We start from the raw sequence: 18,038 nt of genomic DNA on the forward strand, positions 1-18,038 counted from the left end.
CCCCAATTATAGCATAGGTTTAGTTGGCCTTATCGCAGTGAGTTGAATTTGGCCTTTAAACATTTTAGCGCCATCGCCAGTTAGCCGTAGGTAATAGTCAGATGAGCATGGCGTACCGTCTTCGTCAAGCGCTATGAAACCTGATCCGGCCGGTACAAAAGCCTGCGACTCCGCTGTTTTGGCTATCTGATTGCCCTCATTATATTCATCAAACATGGAGATATAAAGTCCTTGTGCGCCAACTCTTTTCATGTTATAAAATTGTCGCCACATAAAGTCGCCATGCGCGCGCTGACGGCTCTGCAGGTCGCCGGGTAATACGCAAGGCTGGTAGTCAATACCATTGCCGTTGCAATAAGCCTGGTCGCCTTTATTTACGTTCACAAAAAATCCATCCGAATCATTAACATTACTAATACGCCCCACCATCCATGGCGAAAGCATATTAAAAGCTTTATAAGTATTCAGAAATTCTGGTCGTGAATCGCTGGTTTGGTCGCGCCAATGGGTGGGCACACCGCCGATCACGTAGCAACCCTGTGCCTGGAACCACTTGATCACATCCAGACAAACGGCTGCACTAAAGTTGTGGTTATCGTCATTGAAGCCAAATCCCCAGATACATACCACTGGTTTGCCATTTTGCTTTGCATAGGCTGACGAGGAAGTATAAGCCGACATTTTACTGGTCCAATCTGCCTTCATTTCGGTTTGCATGTTCGTCCAGCCGCTTACATCATACATGATGTAAAACTTCACGCCATTGGCTTCGGCGGCGGTTTTTACTTTAGCGGCCATGGCATCGCGTACGGGCCCTTCCAGCCCGCTTGGATTAAAGCGCTGCAAGGCGGCACCGTCCATGCCGTATTGCTTCATCCATTTAAACTGCACGTCCACAGTTTGGTCACTAAATGATGAGAAAACCGTAGCTGGCTGACCATTATTTAAATTAGCATACTGCGTTGGGAAAGTGGTGGTGTAATCGCGTACGTCAGGCCAGGACCTTATGGCTGTATTGGTTGGCGATGGTTGTTGTTCCCAGGTTTGCGACCAGTGCCAGTACCGGTTAATAGGCGAGCCGTCACCAATGGCGGCGAACCATCCCTGGTAACCAACAATCACCTTCCCTACTACATCGCCCGGCGGCGATGGCGTGTGTGTGGTGCTGCCACCGGTGTTGGTATCCTGTGGCGCAGCCGGGCCAGCCGATTTTTTGGAACAGCTATAAGCCGTTAAAAACATTGCTGCCAATGCAAAAACTTTTAAACTATTTGTTTTCATAATGGTTATTGAATTGAAATAATTAGGTACTTATTTAGCCGCTATCGGCCCTGTCGGGATAACTTTTTTGATGGTGCCATCGGCATTGTAATAAAGCTTATCCACACAGATAGACCTTAACCAATCCTGGTGCGACAGTGAACTATTGTGATAAAAAGCATACCACTGCCCTTTATATTTTACTATCGATCCATGATTGGTATAGCTGTCGGTTGGGTCCATATATACTCCTTTTGATACCCACGGCCCCAGCGGGCTTTTACTCATGGCATAGCGCATCTGATTATGCTTGCCGTTAACATCGTGATTGTCTGAATAAGAAAGGTAATAAATGCCGTTGCGCTTGTGTACCCAGGTAGCTTCGTGGAAATCTTCAAGGCCTTCCATTTTTTTCATCTCGCCGTCAATCTCCACCATATTGTCCTTCAGCTTGCCGCCTTTACAGGTACCGCCCCCGCCATAGTAAAAATATGCCTGGCCATCATCGTCAATAAAAACACACGGGTCAATCATCGATTCCAACCCCTTGATATAACCTTGCGATTTAAACCCGCTTGCCGGGCTCTTGCTGGTGGCTATGCCGATCTTCCAGGTGTTGTTCCAATCGGTACCGCTTGGGTGCGGGAAATAAAAATAGTAAGTACCGTTTTTATAAGCGCAATCGGGCGCCCACATAAAGCCGCCCTCCTTACGCCCCCACTCAACCTGCGACGAGTTGAGTATTTCACCGTGGTCTTTCCAGTGTACCATATCGTCAGTCGAATAGACGTGATACCTGTCCATCAAATCGCAGCCGCGTGGCGGCGCAACATCATGCGATGGGTAAACATACAAACGGCCATCTTTCCAAACATGCGCCGATGGGTCGGCCGTATAAATATCAGTTACAAAAGGAGTTCCTACCGGAGCAACTTTCTCCTGAGCAAAGCTGTTTATGGACGACATTAGTCCCACACCCGCAATCAATGCAGCAAGCCATCCTTTAGCGTTTAATAGATTATAAATTTTCATCAAAGTAATTTAAAGCGCCGGGCAGTGAAAGCCGGCCGGCGCTAATTATTGAATTGTGTTTACCTGTAATTTAGTTTGCCCCTACGCGTACATCGTCAATGCCATAAATTTGGTCGGATGTAGTGTTGGCTGCTGTCCAGAAAAATATCTTGAAGTAATTCATTGCCGCCAGGTCAGGACCGCCATCGCTGGTGGCCTGTCCGTCAGAAAATTTCAGCTCCAGGTGGTTCCAGCCGTTTTTAAGCGTTGGGATAATCTTATCCATAGCCCAGCCGATGCGGTTTTTATCCGGATCGCCGGAACTGCTGAACTGGATCTGCCCATCTAATTTCAATAAAGAAACGTCCTGAACATAAAGCCAGAATTTCAATTTGCCGCTGGCTACGGTTTCGTTGGTGTTTACCGGGGCAGGCAGCGTTTTGATAAACTGCATAAAGTTATTGCCACTGGTAATAGTGCCTTTAATGTAACCGGTTCCTTCTTTTTGGCCCGTTGTTACTACTGAAGGCGTGCCTACAGTTGCCCATCCGTCTGCTGCGTCGCAATTGTCAATTACAACATCAGGCGGTGGAGGTACTGCCGCCACACGGATATCATCAATACCATAAACCTGGTCGGTCGCGGCATTTGCCGCTGTCCAGAAAAAGATTTTGAAAAAGTTCATGGCGGTAAGGTCGGGGCCACCGTCGCCGGTAACGCCGCCGTCTCTGAATTTTAGTTCCAGGTGGTTCCAGCCGTTTTTCAGCGTTGGGATGATCTTATCCATACCCCAGCCAACACGGTTTTTGTCAGGATCGCCTGAGCTGCTAAATTGGATCTGCCCGTCCAGTTTCAATAAAGAAACATCCTGAACATAGAACCAAAACTCCAGCTCGCCGATGCTCATGGTTACTTTAGAATTAATTGGAGCCGGCAAGGTTTTAATAAACTGCATAAAGTTACTACCCGTTTTAATAGCGTTTTTGATATAGCCAGTGCCTTCCTTTTGACCAGTAGTGGCCAAAGAAGCGTCGCCGGCGCTCGACCAGCCGTCCAGCTTATCGCAATTATCAACTACTACTGATGTGTCAATCACAGGCGGCTTTGTGGTATCAACCGGCGGTGGCGGTTTCAACATCGAGGTATCTCTCGATTTATAGGTTTCCTTTTTACAGCCGATAGCTGTTATAGTCATGATGATGGAACAGGCCATCATTGTCTTTAATAATCTCATTTCCTTTCAGATTTAGGGTTAATTATTTAGGAATGGTTATCTCTATAATGTCAGAAAGATTGGAGCTCTTGTAGCTGTCATTCAGCCTCACACCTACCCTTACAAAAAATATTCGCCCCGGTAAAAGGTTAGGGACGGTTAGGGTAATAGATTTATCAGCCGAGGTCATATCCACAAACTCTTTGTTGATGGTCACTGCATCCACATCCGAGAAATCGCGAATCGAAGCACCCGGGCCAACCAGCTTGGTGGTGTTAACATAAGGTTGCGCATCAATAATAGTTGGTAAACCGGCCACAATGGGTGCATCGATATCAAAATGCAGCGTAAGCGTGGTGCCGTTTAACTCATGGCTGAAGTTTTTGATAGTAAGGTATGGGGTCAACTCAAAATCATGTGAGCTGCCTTGATTGATAGCCATTTTTAAACTATCATAAATTGGCCAGAAAGCGCCGCCTTTGGGTATAATACGATAGGTGCCCTTAAACAGCTTGGTATCTTCAAACGTACCGTCAAATTTACTTGGGATAAATTGGGGCGTTGGGTTTGCGCTCCAGCTAATTTGCTCCAGTTGAATTTGAACACTATTTGATGCTGTTTCAAAATTATTATGCGTTGTAGCGTCGATCAGTCTGCCTTGAAACGAGGCGTTTGGCCCACCATAGTTATCTATCTTTGTACAGGCCGCACCGGTTAATATTACGGCACCTAACATTAAATTTCTAAATATCTTTTTCATCTCTTTTTGTATTAATAGTTAGGATTATTAGGCAATAGATTAGGGTTTTTGCCGATCTCGCCACCCGGAATGCCTTCGTAATAAAATTGCTTTTGGAAAGTATACTCCCGGTTAAAAAGCTCAGGCTCGGCCAGGAAGATATACTTGTTTTCATTGAATACATAGTAAGGCATGAGGCCTTTAAAATGTGCGCGGTCAAGCACTACGTCGGCGGTGCGCCATCTTTTTAAATCCCAGTAGTATTGGTTTTCGAAAGCGAGTTCCATGCGTCTTTCTTTACGCACTTTATCAAGGTCTATAGAACTATAAGCCGCAGCGCCTGCCCTGTCCCTGATCTGGTTAATACAGGTTAATGCATCGCCCGTGTTACCCAGTTCAATAGCGGCTTCTGCCCGGTTCAATAAAATTTCGCCGTAACGCAGATCGATCCATGGTTGCTCGCTGCGGTTTAGGTCGACGGTTGCCTGCGGTTTATTATAGTCGACATACTTACGCACGTAAAAACCGGTTCGGGTTAATTCATCGCCGCCGGTCCATGGGCCGGTGAAGCCGATGATTTGCTTACCCTGATAAAGTGATTTGGTGTCGCCCGCCAGAATGTAAGAGCGTGAGTTAGGTTGTTTAGCTACCTCGGCAGCAGCAGTACCGCTAAAAGAAGGGTAAATGCCTCTTTGCATGTCAAAAGTCAGGCCTCTTAATGTAGCGCCGGGAAAGTAAACCGTAGCCAACAAGCGGGGTTCTAAGCCCTGCATTAAATCGGCACGATTATTAAAGCGTCGTGGTGTACCGTCGGCATTAGTTACCGGCAAATCACCCCAAAGGCTAACCTCATCCAATGTGGGGTATGAACGCGATAAAGCGTTAGCGGTAAAATAGCGCGGCGACATGGTAGCATCCCAACTATGTGCAGTATGGTTAGCAATTGAATATTGTTTTACAAAAATATCCTCATTGTTAGGTTTCAAAAACAGGTCGACATAGTTCTGAACCTTATCAGCATTAGCATTATACAACGAGTATTTGCCGTCCAACAGTTTAGCAGCATCATAAGCAGCCTGGAAATATTTATTTGCCTGATCGGCAGGAATACCTACCAAACCCAGTGCACGGGCCTGTCCGTCGACGAAGTTAGTTGCACCATATTTGGCTACGCAAGCTGCATATAGCATAGCTCTTGATTTTAGCGCAGCAGCTACGTATTTATTTGCACGGCCCACATCGCTGGTTTCAGGCATCATCTGGTAGCCCTGATCAAGTTCTGTGCTGATGAAATCCCAAACGGCTTGCTCTTTGTCGCGATGTACCCGCAGGCTTTCTACACTGGCGCCCGGGTCTTGCGGGACAGTGATAATAGGTACACCACCATAACGTTTAGCCAGGGCGAAGTAATAATACGCTCTTAAAAAATGTGCCTCGCCTAAAAGTGCATTTACGGTTGGCTGGCTTAGGGTTGATACGTGTTTAGGCAATTCGGCTATCAGCGTGTTTACATTTCTGATATCGGCATAGGGCCAGTAACCAAACCCTCCTGCAATGTCGACACCACCCCACGGGCCCACCTCTTCGCCGGTTACACCGGCCGAGTTGTAGAAGTTTTCCCAGTCATTTGAGCCGGTTTTAAATCCCTGATCGGGTCTGTATTTAAAATCCTCAATAGGTAAATTTTGATATATCGTAGCCAGGAACGACTTTACCCCAGCTTCGCTGCTGTAAATAATGTCGGGCGTAACGATGTTGGTTGGCGGGATGTTAAGCTTTTGGCATGAAGACACCAAAACGCCCGCTGCCACACCAAATACAGTAATTATTTTATGTATACTTTTCATATGTCAAATGGTTAAAAGGAAACATTAGCTCCAAAGTTGAAGGTCCGGTTCATTGGGTAAGTGTAACCGCCAAGTGCTACGCCAAAGTTGCCGCCGTCTGTCGGATTTGGTCCCTGATGCTCCGGATCGTAATTTTTAAGGCCGGTAAAGGTTAACAGGTTATAGCTGTTAACAAACACCCTTAATTTTTTGATACCGGCAACTTTTAAAAGGTTCGGCGAGAATGAATAACCAAACTCCAGCGTTTTTACACGCAGGTAACTGGCATTCTGGATAGCTTTGGTACCCTGTGCATCGGGCGAACCCATTGCCGGATAGAAACCAGGCACCCACTGCGTGTTCGGGTCAAACACGTTTGCTGACGGATCAACCGTATGCCAGCTGTCCAGGAAGCGGGTAAGCGCACTCCTGTTATACATCAGCGGCGAGGCAAATTGCTCGCCGTATTGTACATAAACACCGGCAGCGCCTTGCAGCAATAAGGTCATATCAAAACCTTTGTAACTTAAGCCAATGTTTAAACCATAGTTATACAGCGGAATGTCGTTTGTAGCAATCGGGTGGCTGTCTTTATCGTCAATAACACCGTCATTATTCCAGTCTTTGTAATAATAATCGCCCGGTACCACATTGTTGTTACCGCCACCGGTGTTTACACCATAATTGTAGATTTGGTTGTAATTGGTAAACTGACCGGCATATTCAGGCCCCCACCAAATATTTTGATAACGGTTGCTTTGGCTGTTTTTCCAGTTCAGGTATTCGTTACCGGCACGGGCCTCAAGTACCTTAATGCGCTCTAAGCGGGTTGTACCAATGTTACCGGCAAGGTTAACCACCAATTTACCGAAGGTAGTGTGGTAAGCCAGGTTAAAGTCAACACCCTGAGTTCTGTCGCTGCCGTAGTTGATCTGGGGTACATCGGCACCTACAGTGCCGGGCAGTGCCACGGCAGGTTGTGCAGGCAAACCGGTGCGGTCATTTCTGAACACTTCGACTGTGCCATCGATTGCACCATTAAACAAACCAAAATCTAATGCAATGTTTTTGATAGTGCTTACAGACCAGGTTAAGCCTGCGTTTCCTAATTTCGGCGCCGAACCGTTAACCGCGCTGCCGCCAAAAATATAGGTATTGATTGGATAAGTATAACCGTCGACATAGTTAAACGCCGGAGCATTAGCTTCGTCACCTACCTGACCGTAAGACGCTCTCAGTTTTAAGTTGCTGATGATTTTTGGCGATACCAGTTTATTAAAGAAATCCTCTTTAGTAATTACCCAACCTACTGACCCGCCAGGAAAAAAGCCCCATTGATCAGCGCCTGGTTTATACAAGTTGTTACCATCACGGCGGAAACTAAATTCGGCCAGATATTTTCCTTTAAAATCATAATTAGCACGACCGATGATACTTTTGTGTGCACGATCTGACAATGCACCTGCATCCATACCGCCCGACATGTTTGAGTTTTGCAAACCACCAAACAGGTAATTAATCGGGATTTCGATATCGCGATAAGCATTAAAGTTATCAGCCGTTTCATGACTTTGCTCGTAAGCGATAGTTGCCGAGATATTGTGACTTTCGGCAAAAGTATGGGTATAGTTTAAGGTGGCCTGGCTTAAAGTATTCAGGTGCGTATAATAAGCACGGGTAATGCCGGCGGGCGAGTTAACCACACTTGGAATATAAGTTTGGGCGGCGGCATTATAGGTGTATAGTGAATATGACCTTTTGATTTGATTAAAATCATTCACCCCATAGTCAATATTGTACAATACCTTCGCATTAAGCCCCGGAACCCCAGGGATGTCATAAGTTAGGTTCAATTGACCCACAAAGCTTTTATTCTTGCTGGTTTTAAAACCTACTTTATCATCGTCAGTAATTATAGACGGGTTCATATTGTCGTCCATTACTGCCGGATATAGCGGGTTGTCGTTAGCGTAAATCTGGTGTGTAGGGATTTGGTTCCAGGTATATTTGTAAACGGTCCACTCGTCGGTATATGGCTGATTTTTCTGATCCATATAGCCGGATGTTAATACTTGCGCTTTTAAACCTTTAGTAACGGTAGCGGTAACGTTAGAGCGGAAATTATATTTATTATAGTTCAGATCGCCGGTTTTGAAAACACCGTCCTGGCGCTGGTAACCAAAGTTGAAGAAGTAACTGATCTTGTCAGTACCGCCGTCGATATTCAGGTTGTGTGAGATTTGATTAGCCGTTTTGTTAAACACCAAGCTCGACCAATCGGCAGACTTACGTGTACCGTTCAGATAAGGCAACATATCGTTGTATGAAAACTGAGGCGTAACGTTCGATACGAAGTTGTTGGCAAAATCGCGTTTAACTTTTTCGTTGGTCAGCATCATAAAATCAACCGCGCCTACGCCTTGCGGCATTCCCAAAAATGTTTGAACAGCCTCATCAACCGAGTAGTTAATGTTTACCTTGCCGTTTTTCGAGCCTTTTTTAGTAGTAACCAAGATAGCGCCGCCTGCAGCACGCATACCATAGATAGAAGCCGCAGCGTCTTTAAGTACCGAAATGTTTTCGATTTCGTTAGGATCCATTTTACCAATGATAGCCTGATCGTTTCCGGCAATTACCCCATCCACAACGATCAAAGGACTTCCCTGATAGCCGCGGATGTTTAATTTATTAGAAAATGAGCCCGGTTCGGCAGTGGTCTGCACAATACGTACACCCGGTATTTTACCGGTTAGCATATTGGTTACGCTCTCGTTCTTGGTGGTGACAATGTCCCTGCTTTGCAACGTCGCGATAGAACCGGTTACCGTTGCTCTTTTCTGAACACCGTAGCCTACCACTACCACCTCTTCCAGACTTTTATTTGTAGCCGTAAGGGCGATGGTGCCCGATTTAATATCTTTCACCGCCACTTGCTGCGTTTGGTAACCGATATAGGATATTTCCAATATAGCGTCGGGGCTACCAACGGACAGGGTGAATTTACCACTCACGTCGGTGACGGTACCGTTGGTGGTACCTTTTTCATGTACACTTACCCCCGGTAGCGTCGACCCATCGGTGAGGTCGATTACTTTTCCGCTAACCGGTGTTTTTTGTGCAAACACCACCAGCGGAGAAAGGAGGATAAGTATCATTAAGTATTTAATTTTTTTCATATCGTCTCTTTAATGTTTATTTAAGGTTAATTGGTTTGATTGGTTTATGCGTATTGCGGCGCATACCTACGGCGGATTAGGATCATGATTGTACATAAGCTTAATAAGTTTTTCGAGTAATAACGCCTGGCAGTTTTGGCGGCTGACAGGGGCTAATAATTGGTTTTAATAATGACACAAAAGAAGACCTGCGCATTAATAAAAAATAAATAATTGATTAATTTCAAGTATAAAATGGCCCCAAAGACTGGTTTTTTAATAAAAAATGCAATCGATTGCATTTTTTATTAAAAAACAGAGCCATTTCAAGAAATCATAGAAGTTGAACTTCGTACTTTTAGATATGAAGAGATAGGAGGGTAATAAATTATGAAGCAAGGTGCTCTACATCCGAGTCATGAATAGCATACACTGATATTTATTGTTTTAGTTGTAATATCCATCTTACTGGTTGTAATGTTCCAAGCGTGCATTGAGGTTAAACATTTGAATTTTTTTAATCAAACCCATTCAAACCGCGCGGTAAAGTGTCGTAAGAAAGGGGTTTCATACACCATTTTCAAGCCGCGTACCTCATGCCGCTTTGCATAAACGGCTATAATAACTTCTGCCAGGTAATCCATGTGGCTTTGTGTATACGTACGGCGAGGTATAGCCAACCTCACCAGTTCATGTTGTGCATGCTCGCCGAACATCACTGAGCCGATCTCCACGCCCCTTACCCCTCCTTCCAGATACAAGGCGCCACACAAAGCCTGTCCGGGGAACTGATGTGCTGGTATATGCGGCAGAAAAGCTTTAGCGTCCAGGTATAGTGCATGGCCACCCGTCGGTTTCAGGTAAGGGATGCCGCAACCGTCCAGCTGCTCGCCAATATATTCAATGCTGCGTATACGATATTTCAGATAATCTTCGTCTACAATTTCCTGTAAACCTATGGCGATGGCTTCCAGATCGCGGCCTGCCAGGCCCCCATAAGTGGGAAACCCCTCCGTAATAATTAAAAGGTTGCGACATTCTTCGGCGAGCTGTTGATCGTGCACGGCAAGGAAACCGCCAATATTAGCAAATGCATCCTTTTTGGCGCTCATCGTGCAGCCATCAGCATAGGAAAACAACTCCTGAGCTATCGCTTTGATAGTCATTCCCTCAAAACCGGGTTCACGTTGTTTAATGAAATAACAGTTCTCAGCAAACCGGCAGGCATCAATAAACATTGGTATTTGATATTTAACACATATAGCCTTAACTGCCTTTATATTGGCCATACTTACCGGTTGACCGCCGCCCGAATTATTGGTAACGGTAATAATAACCAATGAAATATTTTCCGCACCCTTCTCCAATACAAAAGCTTCCAGTTTTTCCGTATCCATATTCCCTTTAAAGGGCGCTGAAACAGCGGAATCTTTTGCCGCATTGGTTAACAGATCAATACCGGTAGCTCCTGAAAATTCAATATTGGCACGGGTGGTATCGAACAAGGTATTACTGAGCACGTACTTGCCTTCGCCACCTTTAATGGTGAACAATATCTTTTCGGCAGCACGCCCTTGATGAACGGGGATGATGAAAGGCATGGCCGTCAACTCTTTTACGGCGCTTTCAAACCTGAAAAAACTGTCGCTGCCGGCATAACTCTCATCGCCGCGCATCACACCGGCCCATTGCTCGCTGCTCATCGCGCCTGTGCCACTGTCGGTTAGCAGGTCAATAATAACGTCTTTGGCTTTTAATAAAAATGGATTATAATAGGCTTGTTGCAGTAACACTGCACGCTCATGCGCAGTAGTGAAATGAATCGGCTCAACCGATTTAATTTTAAAGGGTTCTATGATGGTTTTCATGAAAAAATAAATAAAAAGTGACTAATAAAACGCTGTTCAAGCGCATTATCAATCGGGCTTTTTAATGATATTTTTCCAGTTCGAAGTCATTAGGTCAAATATAAACATTCGTATAACATCAGCAGAAATTAATTTAGTTATCCTTCAATATACAGTATCAATAGCTTTCTGAATCCTGTCGAACCGGCCAACGGGCTCTACCTTTCGTTTATGACAATTTAAAGTCAGCCTTAACGGCCCGTAGCCATCTTAAACAACCTAGCGTAGTATTCTTGTTACCATCTTGCTACCCAACTGTTCTTTTTATTAGTTTTAGATTTCGAAAAACCTCCAATTTATAAGACCTGTATTAAGTTATCACTAAGTAGCAATGAAAAAAATAAGACGTCTTATTTGGGTTGGCTGCCTTTGGCCGGCCTTTATTTACGGACAAGCCAAAACCCGGCTTACCAATTATGTTAATCCGCTAATTGGTACAACCGTTTTGACAGACTCAGCCGAGCTTGGCTATAACCCGCCCTGGCGCACCTGGAACGGCCTTGTAGGGCCGGCAGCTTGTGTTCCTTTCGGTATGGTAGAAGCTGTTCCGATAACCACTTATGGCAGTGGCAGCGGTTATGAATATGAAGTAAATACTATTAAAGCTTTCACGCAAACCAGCGGGACCGATTGGGAAGCACAGAACATACCGATAATGCCTTTGGAAGGAAAAAACTTTACAGCCGATGATTTTGCTTCGCCCTACACGCATGCCAAAGAAACGGCACGCCCCGGCTATTACCAGGTATTGTTGAGCCGGTACCATATTAACGCAGAACTTACAGCGACGCCACGCGCAGCCTATTATAAATTCACTTATCAAGCCGGCCAGGATAAGAAACTGGCATTTGACCTGGTGCATGCCGGTGGCGGCAGCAGCACCTGGGAAATTAACAAAGCCGGCGACTACATAGTTACGGGTAAACAAGGTAATTTATACTTCTACGCCGTAATGAACCATAAGATAACCAGCATTGACACCTATAAACGCAATCCAAACCAACCGGACATTCCGCGTAGCGGACAGGGCGCCGGCGGGCAGCGGAAACTTACCGGGAACATCGATGTTCCGGTCATCAGCTTTGAAAAAGCCAGCAAGCCCCTTGAACTCAAAATCGCCATTTCAAGCGTTAGCCCTGAAGGCGCTAAGCTTAATTATACCACAGAGATAGCCAACAAAACGTTTGATCAGGTTTATAAAGAAGCAGATGCCAGCTGGGAGAAACTCCTCGGGAAAGTAAAAGTTACCGGCGGGACACCAAAGCAAAAAGTGATGTTTTACTCCTGCCTTTACCGGCAGTTTTGGTACCCGTGTATCACCAGCGATGTAGATGGTAAAATAGCTTTTTATGACCGAAGACGCCGCAGCCCCGGCGAAGTGACAGCTTCGCCGGCTATACGAACCTCAAGAGATACCGTCCCTGGATTTGAAGTGTATCAAAGCCCGGGATTATGGGACGTTTTCCGCACCCAACTTGTTGTTTTGGATATGCTGCTGCCGAAGGTAAGCAATAACATCATTAAATCAATGATCTTAACGGGCGAGCATTCGGGCGGATTTTTGCCGACTTCATTCCACGGCGATTTTGCATCATCTTATATTGCCGGCTCATATTTACGGGGCATTAAAGATTACGACGTGCGTAAAGCTTACCTGCTTATGCTAAATAACGCAAACACGCCTATCAGCGGCAGTGTAAGGACAGCCAGGCCCCACAATGCTGATTATTTGAAGCTGGGTTACGTTCCCGAAGCTGATATTCAGCATCCGACAACTGAAACCGTATCAACTGCAGGCACCACCAAAACGCTTGAGTTTGCCTATTCAGATTACTCAATAGCTTTACTAGCCAAAGCCTTAGGCGATAACGATACTTACGACATCATGATGAAGCGCAGTAAAAACTACAAGAACGTTTTTGACCCGCAGACTGAATTGATGCGCGGGCGCCTGGCCGACGGGAAATGGTGGGGACCATTTGATCCTAATTATCCATATTATGAGTTTATGTATCGCGAAGCAAACGCCTGGCAGGCATCATTTTTTGTACCGCAGGATACCAAAGGCCTTATATCGCTTTATAAAAGCCCTAAAGATTTTGAGTTGAAAGTAGATTCGCTTTTCAGTATCCCTTGGGGCGGCTACGCAAAAGATAACCTTTCATGCTTCCTAGGGCAGTTTTGTATGGGCAATCAGCCCGACTTTAACTATCCTTATCTTTATTACTTTGTCGGCAAACCGCAAAAATCGCAAGCTATTTTGAATAAGCTGATGTCGGATTATTTTGGGATGGGTCCTGAACATCTGGCGCTAGCCGGTATGGACGATCACGGTTCGCTTACCGGATGGTACGTATTTAATGCCATGGGGGTATTTCCTTATTCGCCGGCCGATCCGGAATACCTGGTGTCGGTGCCTGTTTTTGATAAAATTGAAATGCAGCTTGGCGATGGTAAAACGTTTACCATAACCAAAAAAGGTAAAGGCAAAAATATCAGTAAAATCACCGTCGGCAGCCAACCGCTTAAAGGATGGGCGATTAACTACGATGATATGCGCAAAGGTAAAGCGCTGGATATTTATACAAAATAAAGCATTATTGAGGCAAGTTCCCCATATCAGGAACTTGCCTTATAACCATACCTGAAACGATACGCTACACCACCCTACCCATAAACGGATCGGTATAACTGGTTTTACCGGTTTCAACCCTGCCGGCAAAACGTTTTTCAAAACCATTGGCGCCGCTTATTTTCAGGGTAAAATCATACCAGCCCATACTTTTGCTCAGGTCGACAACAATGGCCGACTGTGATTTGGACAGGATGATTTCCTTCTTTGTACCGGTTTTATAAGCATTATCTGTAATGGTTACAGCATGCTGGCCTTTGCTCAGATTTTTAATATATAACACTACATTGCCGGTCAGTACTTTTTTATGGAGGCGATTGCGTTGATATTCCAACCGCGTCTCAATCTCCGGGTCGGCATGGCTGCCTTTAAACTCGCGGTAAAAGCCGTTTGGCCCGTACAGGCGCAGGTGGTAACTGCCATTTTCAAAATCGTTTATCGGCCAGCTGTCACTTAGCGTGTCACCGGACTTTACGCCATAGCTCCAGTTGCGTAATAGCTCATAGCCATCGCCTTTTAACGACTTATAATTATCGGGGGCGTAAACAATAAAAGGCGCGCCTATGGTCCTACTGCCCCAAACTTCGGTAGCGGCGTTTATATCCAGGTCAAAAGCAGTTTTGTCAGCATTTAGCTTACCATCGGCATATAACTGGTAAGGTATAGCATTTGCCGGTTTGATACCCTTTTCCTGTTGCGGTAATAAAGCCGAGCCATGCGGATTTTGCTTTACCTGTTCAATGTCCTGCGGGGTAAATAACTTAAAATTGGCAGGCACATCTTTAAATTTGGCTTTATGTATTCCTTCTAAAAAGCTATCGCGCCCCAAAAAACCAGGCAATGGTGATTGTTTAGCTTCGTACGGACGAAATACCGAGGTCAGGTCGCCGCAAACGGTACGGCGCCAATCGGATATATTGGGTTCAAAAATTTTCTTACCGGTTTTGTGCGACAGGAATTTTTCCAGGAATTGCAAGGTCGACGTATGGTCAAAAACCTCAGAATTCACCCACCCGCCCTTGCTCCATGGCGAGGCGATCACCATCGGCACTCTATAACCCAGGCCTATCGAGCATTCGCGGTCATATTTCACCGGGAAACCCTCGCGGGCCTGCTCCTGCTCCAGCGTCACATAATCAGGGCGGGTATCTATACCGGCCGAAACTTTGCCGGTTCCGGCTTTGTGCGAGTGCGGAGGGGTAAACGGCGGCACGTGGTCAAAATAACCGTCATTCTCATCATAAGTTAAAATAAAGATGGTCTTTTTCCATACCTCGGGATTTTGGGTCAGGATATCCAATACTTCAGACACATACCAGGCCCCATACCACGGCGCCGATGGGTGGTCAGAGAAATTCTCGGGCGCAGTAAGCCATGAAACTGTGGGCAGCTTACCATGCTTCACATCTTCGCGAAACTGGTATAGCACATCGCCTTTAGGGGCTTTCATTGTGCGCTGTGTGCCGTTGTCGTCGTAAGTAAGGTCGGTTAGTTTGCCAAACTCAGGATCGGCATAGTTAACGGTAAAAGCTCTTTTATGCAGGCTTTGCTCACGCTGGGTCAGGTCGTCAAACTTACGGCTGTTTATAAGATTAACTTGCGCCTGTACATTTTTAAGCTCCTTTTGGCGTTGCTCGATTTTCTTTTTCAGGGCAAGTCCGCTGTCTGTCTCGGCTTGTTTTTGCAGCCCAGCAATTTCTTTATTTAAAGCCGCTAATCGCTTATTCATCTGGGCCACATGGCGCGGGTGCAGCTGGATGTTATACTGACCAAAAAACTCCAGGTCGTTATCCTGGAAATTGGATAGCCATGAGTCTTCTTCGCCCTCTAATCCGGTATCAATGCTCATTTCGTTTTGATAGCATCGCCAGTCTATACCCGCATCCTCTAAGCGTTCAGGAAAGGTGGTCCAGTTCAGCGTACCGTAATCCATATCTTCGTTCCAAACCAAAGCACGCGAATTTTCATCTTTATGATCGCGGATGGTACCGGTCCAGAAAAACAAGCGGTTAGGGTTAGTGCCCGTTAATGATGAACAAAAATTCTGGTCGCAAACCGTAAAAGCATCGGCCAACGCATAATAAAAAGGCACATCGCTGCGGTTATGATAACCCAGCGTAAGCGGCATGTTGCGGTAAGCCTTTTCGCCCGAGTGTTTTTCGTCAAGCCATTTGTCATGCCGGCCGTCATTACGCGCATTTACCTGGTTGGCCCACGAGTGCGGCAGCGAGTGCATCCAGGTGGCCCTGGTATTTTTAATATCTAAATGGAACGGTGCATAAGTTTGCCCTTCGGCATTGGTTTGCAGCCATACCGGGTTTTTATCAGCCAGCTGTAATGCACGCGGATCGTTATAACCCCTCACCCCACGCAAAGTACCAAACACGTGGTCGAAAGACCGGTTTTCCTGCATCAGTATCACTACATGTTCAGCATCCAGATAAGTGCTGCCCTCGGCTGCGTTAATGCTCATGGCTTTGGCTATTGATGATGGCAAGCCCGCGGCCAAACCGGCGCTCCCGGTTAATAAAGCGGCTTTTTTGATAAAATCTCGTCTGTTATCCATTAGTGCTAAACTAAGCTTTTTCTGATTGACAAGGATAAAAGTTACATGTAAATAGTCGGGAAAGTTTGGGTTATGATTTGGTTAAGACCTCTCCCCGGCCCTCTCCTTTGGAGAGGGGGATAATTGCGGGTTGACTTTTCGCTGTTGGTCCGGATTTGTAATCCGGACTCGCTTGGTGGGGATTTGAAATCCCCCTCCAACTCGCGGATTGCAAATCCGCAAATAATATAGTCCGGATTACAAATCCGACTAACAAAATCAAACTTACAACGCCAATGTTCCCTCTCCTTCGGAGAGGGCTAGGGAGAGGTCAACTTTTTTACAAATATTTTTAAAATACTAATATTTTTAGCATTATGTTTGTAATGTATTTGTTATGGAAGAGTTTTATATAGATGTAAAATTAAACCAGGGCATGGTTAGGCTACAGGTTGACGAGATCCCGCCCGAGCAGTGGGATCTACCGTTTGTGCCGCAGTTTATTGTAGAGTATCATAACGGACATGAGTTTGTTACGCTCACTTTACGTTTGGAACAGGGCAAGTGGTTTGACAACAATGTAAGTTCTGAAGATGATGCTTACTACATGCGCTATTTTGACGGCCGGCCCGACAGTTGGGACCCGCATTATCAAAGTCCGCTTGAACAGGAGGAGATCAACAACGTCGGCGGCGCCATTGCGCGGCACATGATTGTGCATTTACAGGCCTATATGGCTTTGTTTGTGCCTGTGTTTCCATGCCCGGAGGTTAATTAAAATAAAAGTACTCCCTACCGGGGAGGATTTAGGTGGGGCAAATTGACAGCTATGGAGAGCAGTAAAAAAGATATCATCAGCAAACTGCAAAAAGATATTTTGCTTTGGCAGGGCTTTACCCCGCCCCCAACGGGCGAGGCTAAAGGCATTGGGCTCGGCGAGCTGGAAAATGCGTTTCCGAACGGTGTTTTTCCTACTGGCGCCATACATGAAATGCTGTGCCCAACACCTGAGCATACGGCCGCGACAGGGGGCTTAGTGGGCGGACTGCTTTCATCGCTCATGAAACAAGGCGGGGCCTGCATCTGGATTAGTACCTCACGCAGGCTTTTCCCGCCGGCGCTGAAAGCTTTTAATGTTACGCCCGACCGTATCATTTTTATCGACGTACAGCGCGACCGCGACGTGCTTTGGGCTATGGAAGAAGCGCTGAAATGCCAGGGCCTCGCCGCAGTGATTGGCGAGGTACGCGAGATTAGCTTCGCCCAATCGCGCCGCCTGCAATTAGCCGTTGAAGACAGCAAGGTAACCGGATTTCTATTGCGCACCGATTTGAAAAAGCTGAGCAGTACCATTTGTGTAGCACGCTGGCAGATAAGTCCGCTGCCCAGCGCAGCCGAGCCGGGATTGCCCGGGGTAAGTTTCCCGCGCTGGCAGGTTGATTTGCTGCGGGTGCGCAACGGCAACCCCGGCAGCTGGCAACTGGAATGGATAGAGGGCCGGTTTGTGCCGGTTATGGAGGAAAAAGAAGAACGGGTATTTATTCAGACTGCATAATAACGATAGGTTTAAAACCCATCGCTATAAAATTAAAATCACCGCCTTGTCATCCTGAACGTAGTGAAGGATCTTATACGAATGACAGGTAAAGCGTATAAGATCCTTCGCTCTCGCTCAGAATGACAAATCAAAAAAGGGGGCTGTCACCCTGAGCCTGTCGAAGGGCACGCGTTGGGAATTAAAAGCATTCAT

Annotated in this window: 11 protein-coding genes; 3 read left to right on the plus strand and 8 right to left on the minus strand. The window is 46.0% G+C overall.

All coding sequences use genetic code 11. The annotated features are described in order from the left end of the window. Nucleotides 1-6: 6 nt before the first annotated feature. The 7 genes from ACFS5N_RS17290 to ACFS5N_RS17320 all read right to left on the minus strand — a co-directional run bounded on the left by ACFS5N_RS17290 (nt 7) and on the right by ACFS5N_RS17320 (nt 11,072). On the minus strand, nt 7-1,281 hold the full coding sequence (locus ACFS5N_RS17290) for a glycoside hydrolase family 71/99-like protein (RefSeq protein ID WP_377188538.1): 1,275 nt from the start codon (nt 1,279-1,281) through the stop codon (nt 7-9). A 30-nt stretch (nt 1,282-1,311) separates the two neighbouring features. Next, complete coding sequence (locus ACFS5N_RS17295; protein WP_377188541.1) at nt 1,312-2,292, minus strand: family 43 glycosylhydrolase; 981 nt, start codon at nt 2,290-2,292, stop codon at nt 1,312-1,314. Between the two features lie 70 nt (nt 2,293-2,362). Next, entirely contained in the window at nt 2,363-3,505 is a 1,143-nt protein-coding gene (locus tag ACFS5N_RS17300) for a hypothetical protein (protein WP_377188544.1), read from the minus strand. Nucleotides 3,506-3,527: 22 nt separating this feature from the next. Continuing rightward, a complete protein-coding gene (locus tag ACFS5N_RS17305; protein WP_377188547.1) occupies nt 3,528-4,244 on the minus strand; it encodes a DUF3823 domain-containing protein in 717 nt (238 codons plus the stop codon). An 11-nt stretch (nt 4,245-4,255) separates the two neighbouring features. Continuing rightward, nucleotides 4,256-6,070 carry a RagB/SusD family nutrient uptake outer membrane protein gene (locus ACFS5N_RS17310; protein ID WP_377188550.1) on the minus strand — a complete coding sequence of 605 codons (1,815 nt, stop codon included), beginning with the start codon at nt 6,068-6,070 and terminating at the stop codon, nt 4,256-4,258. Nucleotides 6,071-6,081: 11 nt separating this feature from the next. Further along, nucleotides 6,082-9,225, minus strand: coding sequence for a SusC/RagA family TonB-linked outer membrane protein (locus ACFS5N_RS17315; RefSeq protein WP_377188553.1), 3,144 nt, complete (start codon nt 9,223-9,225; stop codon nt 6,082-6,084). Between the two features lie 500 nt (nt 9,226-9,725). Next, nucleotides 9,726-11,072, minus strand: a complete 1,347-nt coding sequence (locus ACFS5N_RS17320; protein ID WP_377188556.1) for a tryptophanase — start codon at nt 11,070-11,072, stop codon at nt 9,726-9,728. Nucleotides 11,073-11,442: 370 nt separating this feature from the next. Between ACFS5N_RS17320 and ACFS5N_RS17325 the strand changes: the two genes are divergently transcribed. After that, on the plus strand, nt 11,443-13,704 hold the full coding sequence (locus tag ACFS5N_RS17325) for a GH92 family glycosyl hydrolase (RefSeq protein WP_377188559.1): 2,262 nt from the start codon (nt 11,443-11,445) through the stop codon (nt 13,702-13,704). Between the two features lie 64 nt (nt 13,705-13,768). On the opposite strand, the gene ACFS5N_RS17330 is transcribed toward ACFS5N_RS17325, so the two are convergent. Continuing rightward, nucleotides 13,769-16,309: a phosphocholine-specific phospholipase C gene (locus ACFS5N_RS17330; RefSeq protein WP_377188561.1), complete on the minus strand. Its 2,541-nt coding sequence runs from the start codon at nt 16,307-16,309 to the stop codon at nt 13,769-13,771. Nucleotides 16,310-16,685: 376 nt separating this feature from the next. Here ACFS5N_RS17330 and ACFS5N_RS17335 point away from each other — a divergent pair, with 376 nt between their 5' ends. Further along, the gene (locus ACFS5N_RS17335) at nt 16,686-17,066 is read left to right on the plus strand and encodes a hypothetical protein (protein ID WP_377188564.1); all 381 of its coding nucleotides are present in this window, start codon (nt 16,686-16,688) and stop codon (nt 17,064-17,066) included. 51 nt (nt 17,067-17,117) lie between these two features. Continuing rightward, nucleotides 17,118-17,843 carry an ImuA family protein gene (locus tag ACFS5N_RS17340; protein WP_377188567.1) on the plus strand — a complete coding sequence of 242 codons (726 nt, stop codon included), beginning with the start codon at nt 17,118-17,120 and terminating at the stop codon, nt 17,841-17,843. The last annotated feature ends 195 nt before the right edge of the window (nt 17,844-18,038 follow it).

This window comes from Mucilaginibacter ximonensis, assembly GCF_042686265.1.
Lineage (GTDB): Bacteria > Bacteroidota > Bacteroidia > Sphingobacteriales > Sphingobacteriaceae > Mucilaginibacter > Mucilaginibacter ximonensis.

What these genes read in the sequence shown, in the direction of transcription:
- ACFS5N_RS17290 (WP_377188538.1), bottom strand. Translation starts at nt 1,281, where the DNA reads ATGAAAACAAATAGTTTAAAAGTTTTTGCATTGGCAGCAATGTTTTTA.
- ACFS5N_RS17295 (WP_377188541.1), bottom strand. Translation starts at nt 2,292, where the DNA reads ATGAAAATTTATAATCTATTAAACGCTAAAGGATGGCTTGCTGCATTG.
- ACFS5N_RS17300 (WP_377188544.1), bottom strand. Translation starts at nt 3,505, where the DNA reads ATGAGATTATTAAAGACAATGATGGCCTGTTCCATCATCATGACTATA.
- ACFS5N_RS17305 (WP_377188547.1), bottom strand. Translation starts at nt 4,244, where the DNA reads ATGAAAAAGATATTTAGAAATTTAATGTTAGGTGCCGTAATATTAACC.
- ACFS5N_RS17310 (WP_377188550.1), bottom strand. Translation starts at nt 6,070, where the DNA reads ATGAAAAGTATACATAAAATAATTACTGTATTTGGTGTGGCAGCGGGC.
- ACFS5N_RS17315 (WP_377188553.1), bottom strand. Translation starts at nt 9,225, where the DNA reads ATGAAAAAAATTAAATACTTAATGATACTTATCCTCCTTTCTCCGCTG.
- ACFS5N_RS17320 (WP_377188556.1), bottom strand. Translation starts at nt 11,072, where the DNA reads ATGAAAACCATCATAGAACCCTTTAAAATTAAATCGGTTGAGCCGATT.
- ACFS5N_RS17325 (WP_377188559.1), top strand. Translation starts at nt 11,443, where the DNA reads ATGAAAAAAATAAGACGTCTTATTTGGGTTGGCTGCCTTTGGCCGGCC.
- ACFS5N_RS17330 (WP_377188561.1), bottom strand. Translation starts at nt 16,309, where the DNA reads ATGGATAACAGACGAGATTTTATCAAAAAAGCCGCTTTATTAACCGGG.
- ACFS5N_RS17335 (WP_377188564.1), top strand. Translation starts at nt 16,686, where the DNA reads ATGGAAGAGTTTTATATAGATGTAAAATTAAACCAGGGCATGGTTAGG.
- ACFS5N_RS17340 (WP_377188567.1), top strand. Translation starts at nt 17,118, where the DNA reads ATGGAGAGCAGTAAAAAAGATATCATCAGCAAACTGCAAAAAGATATT.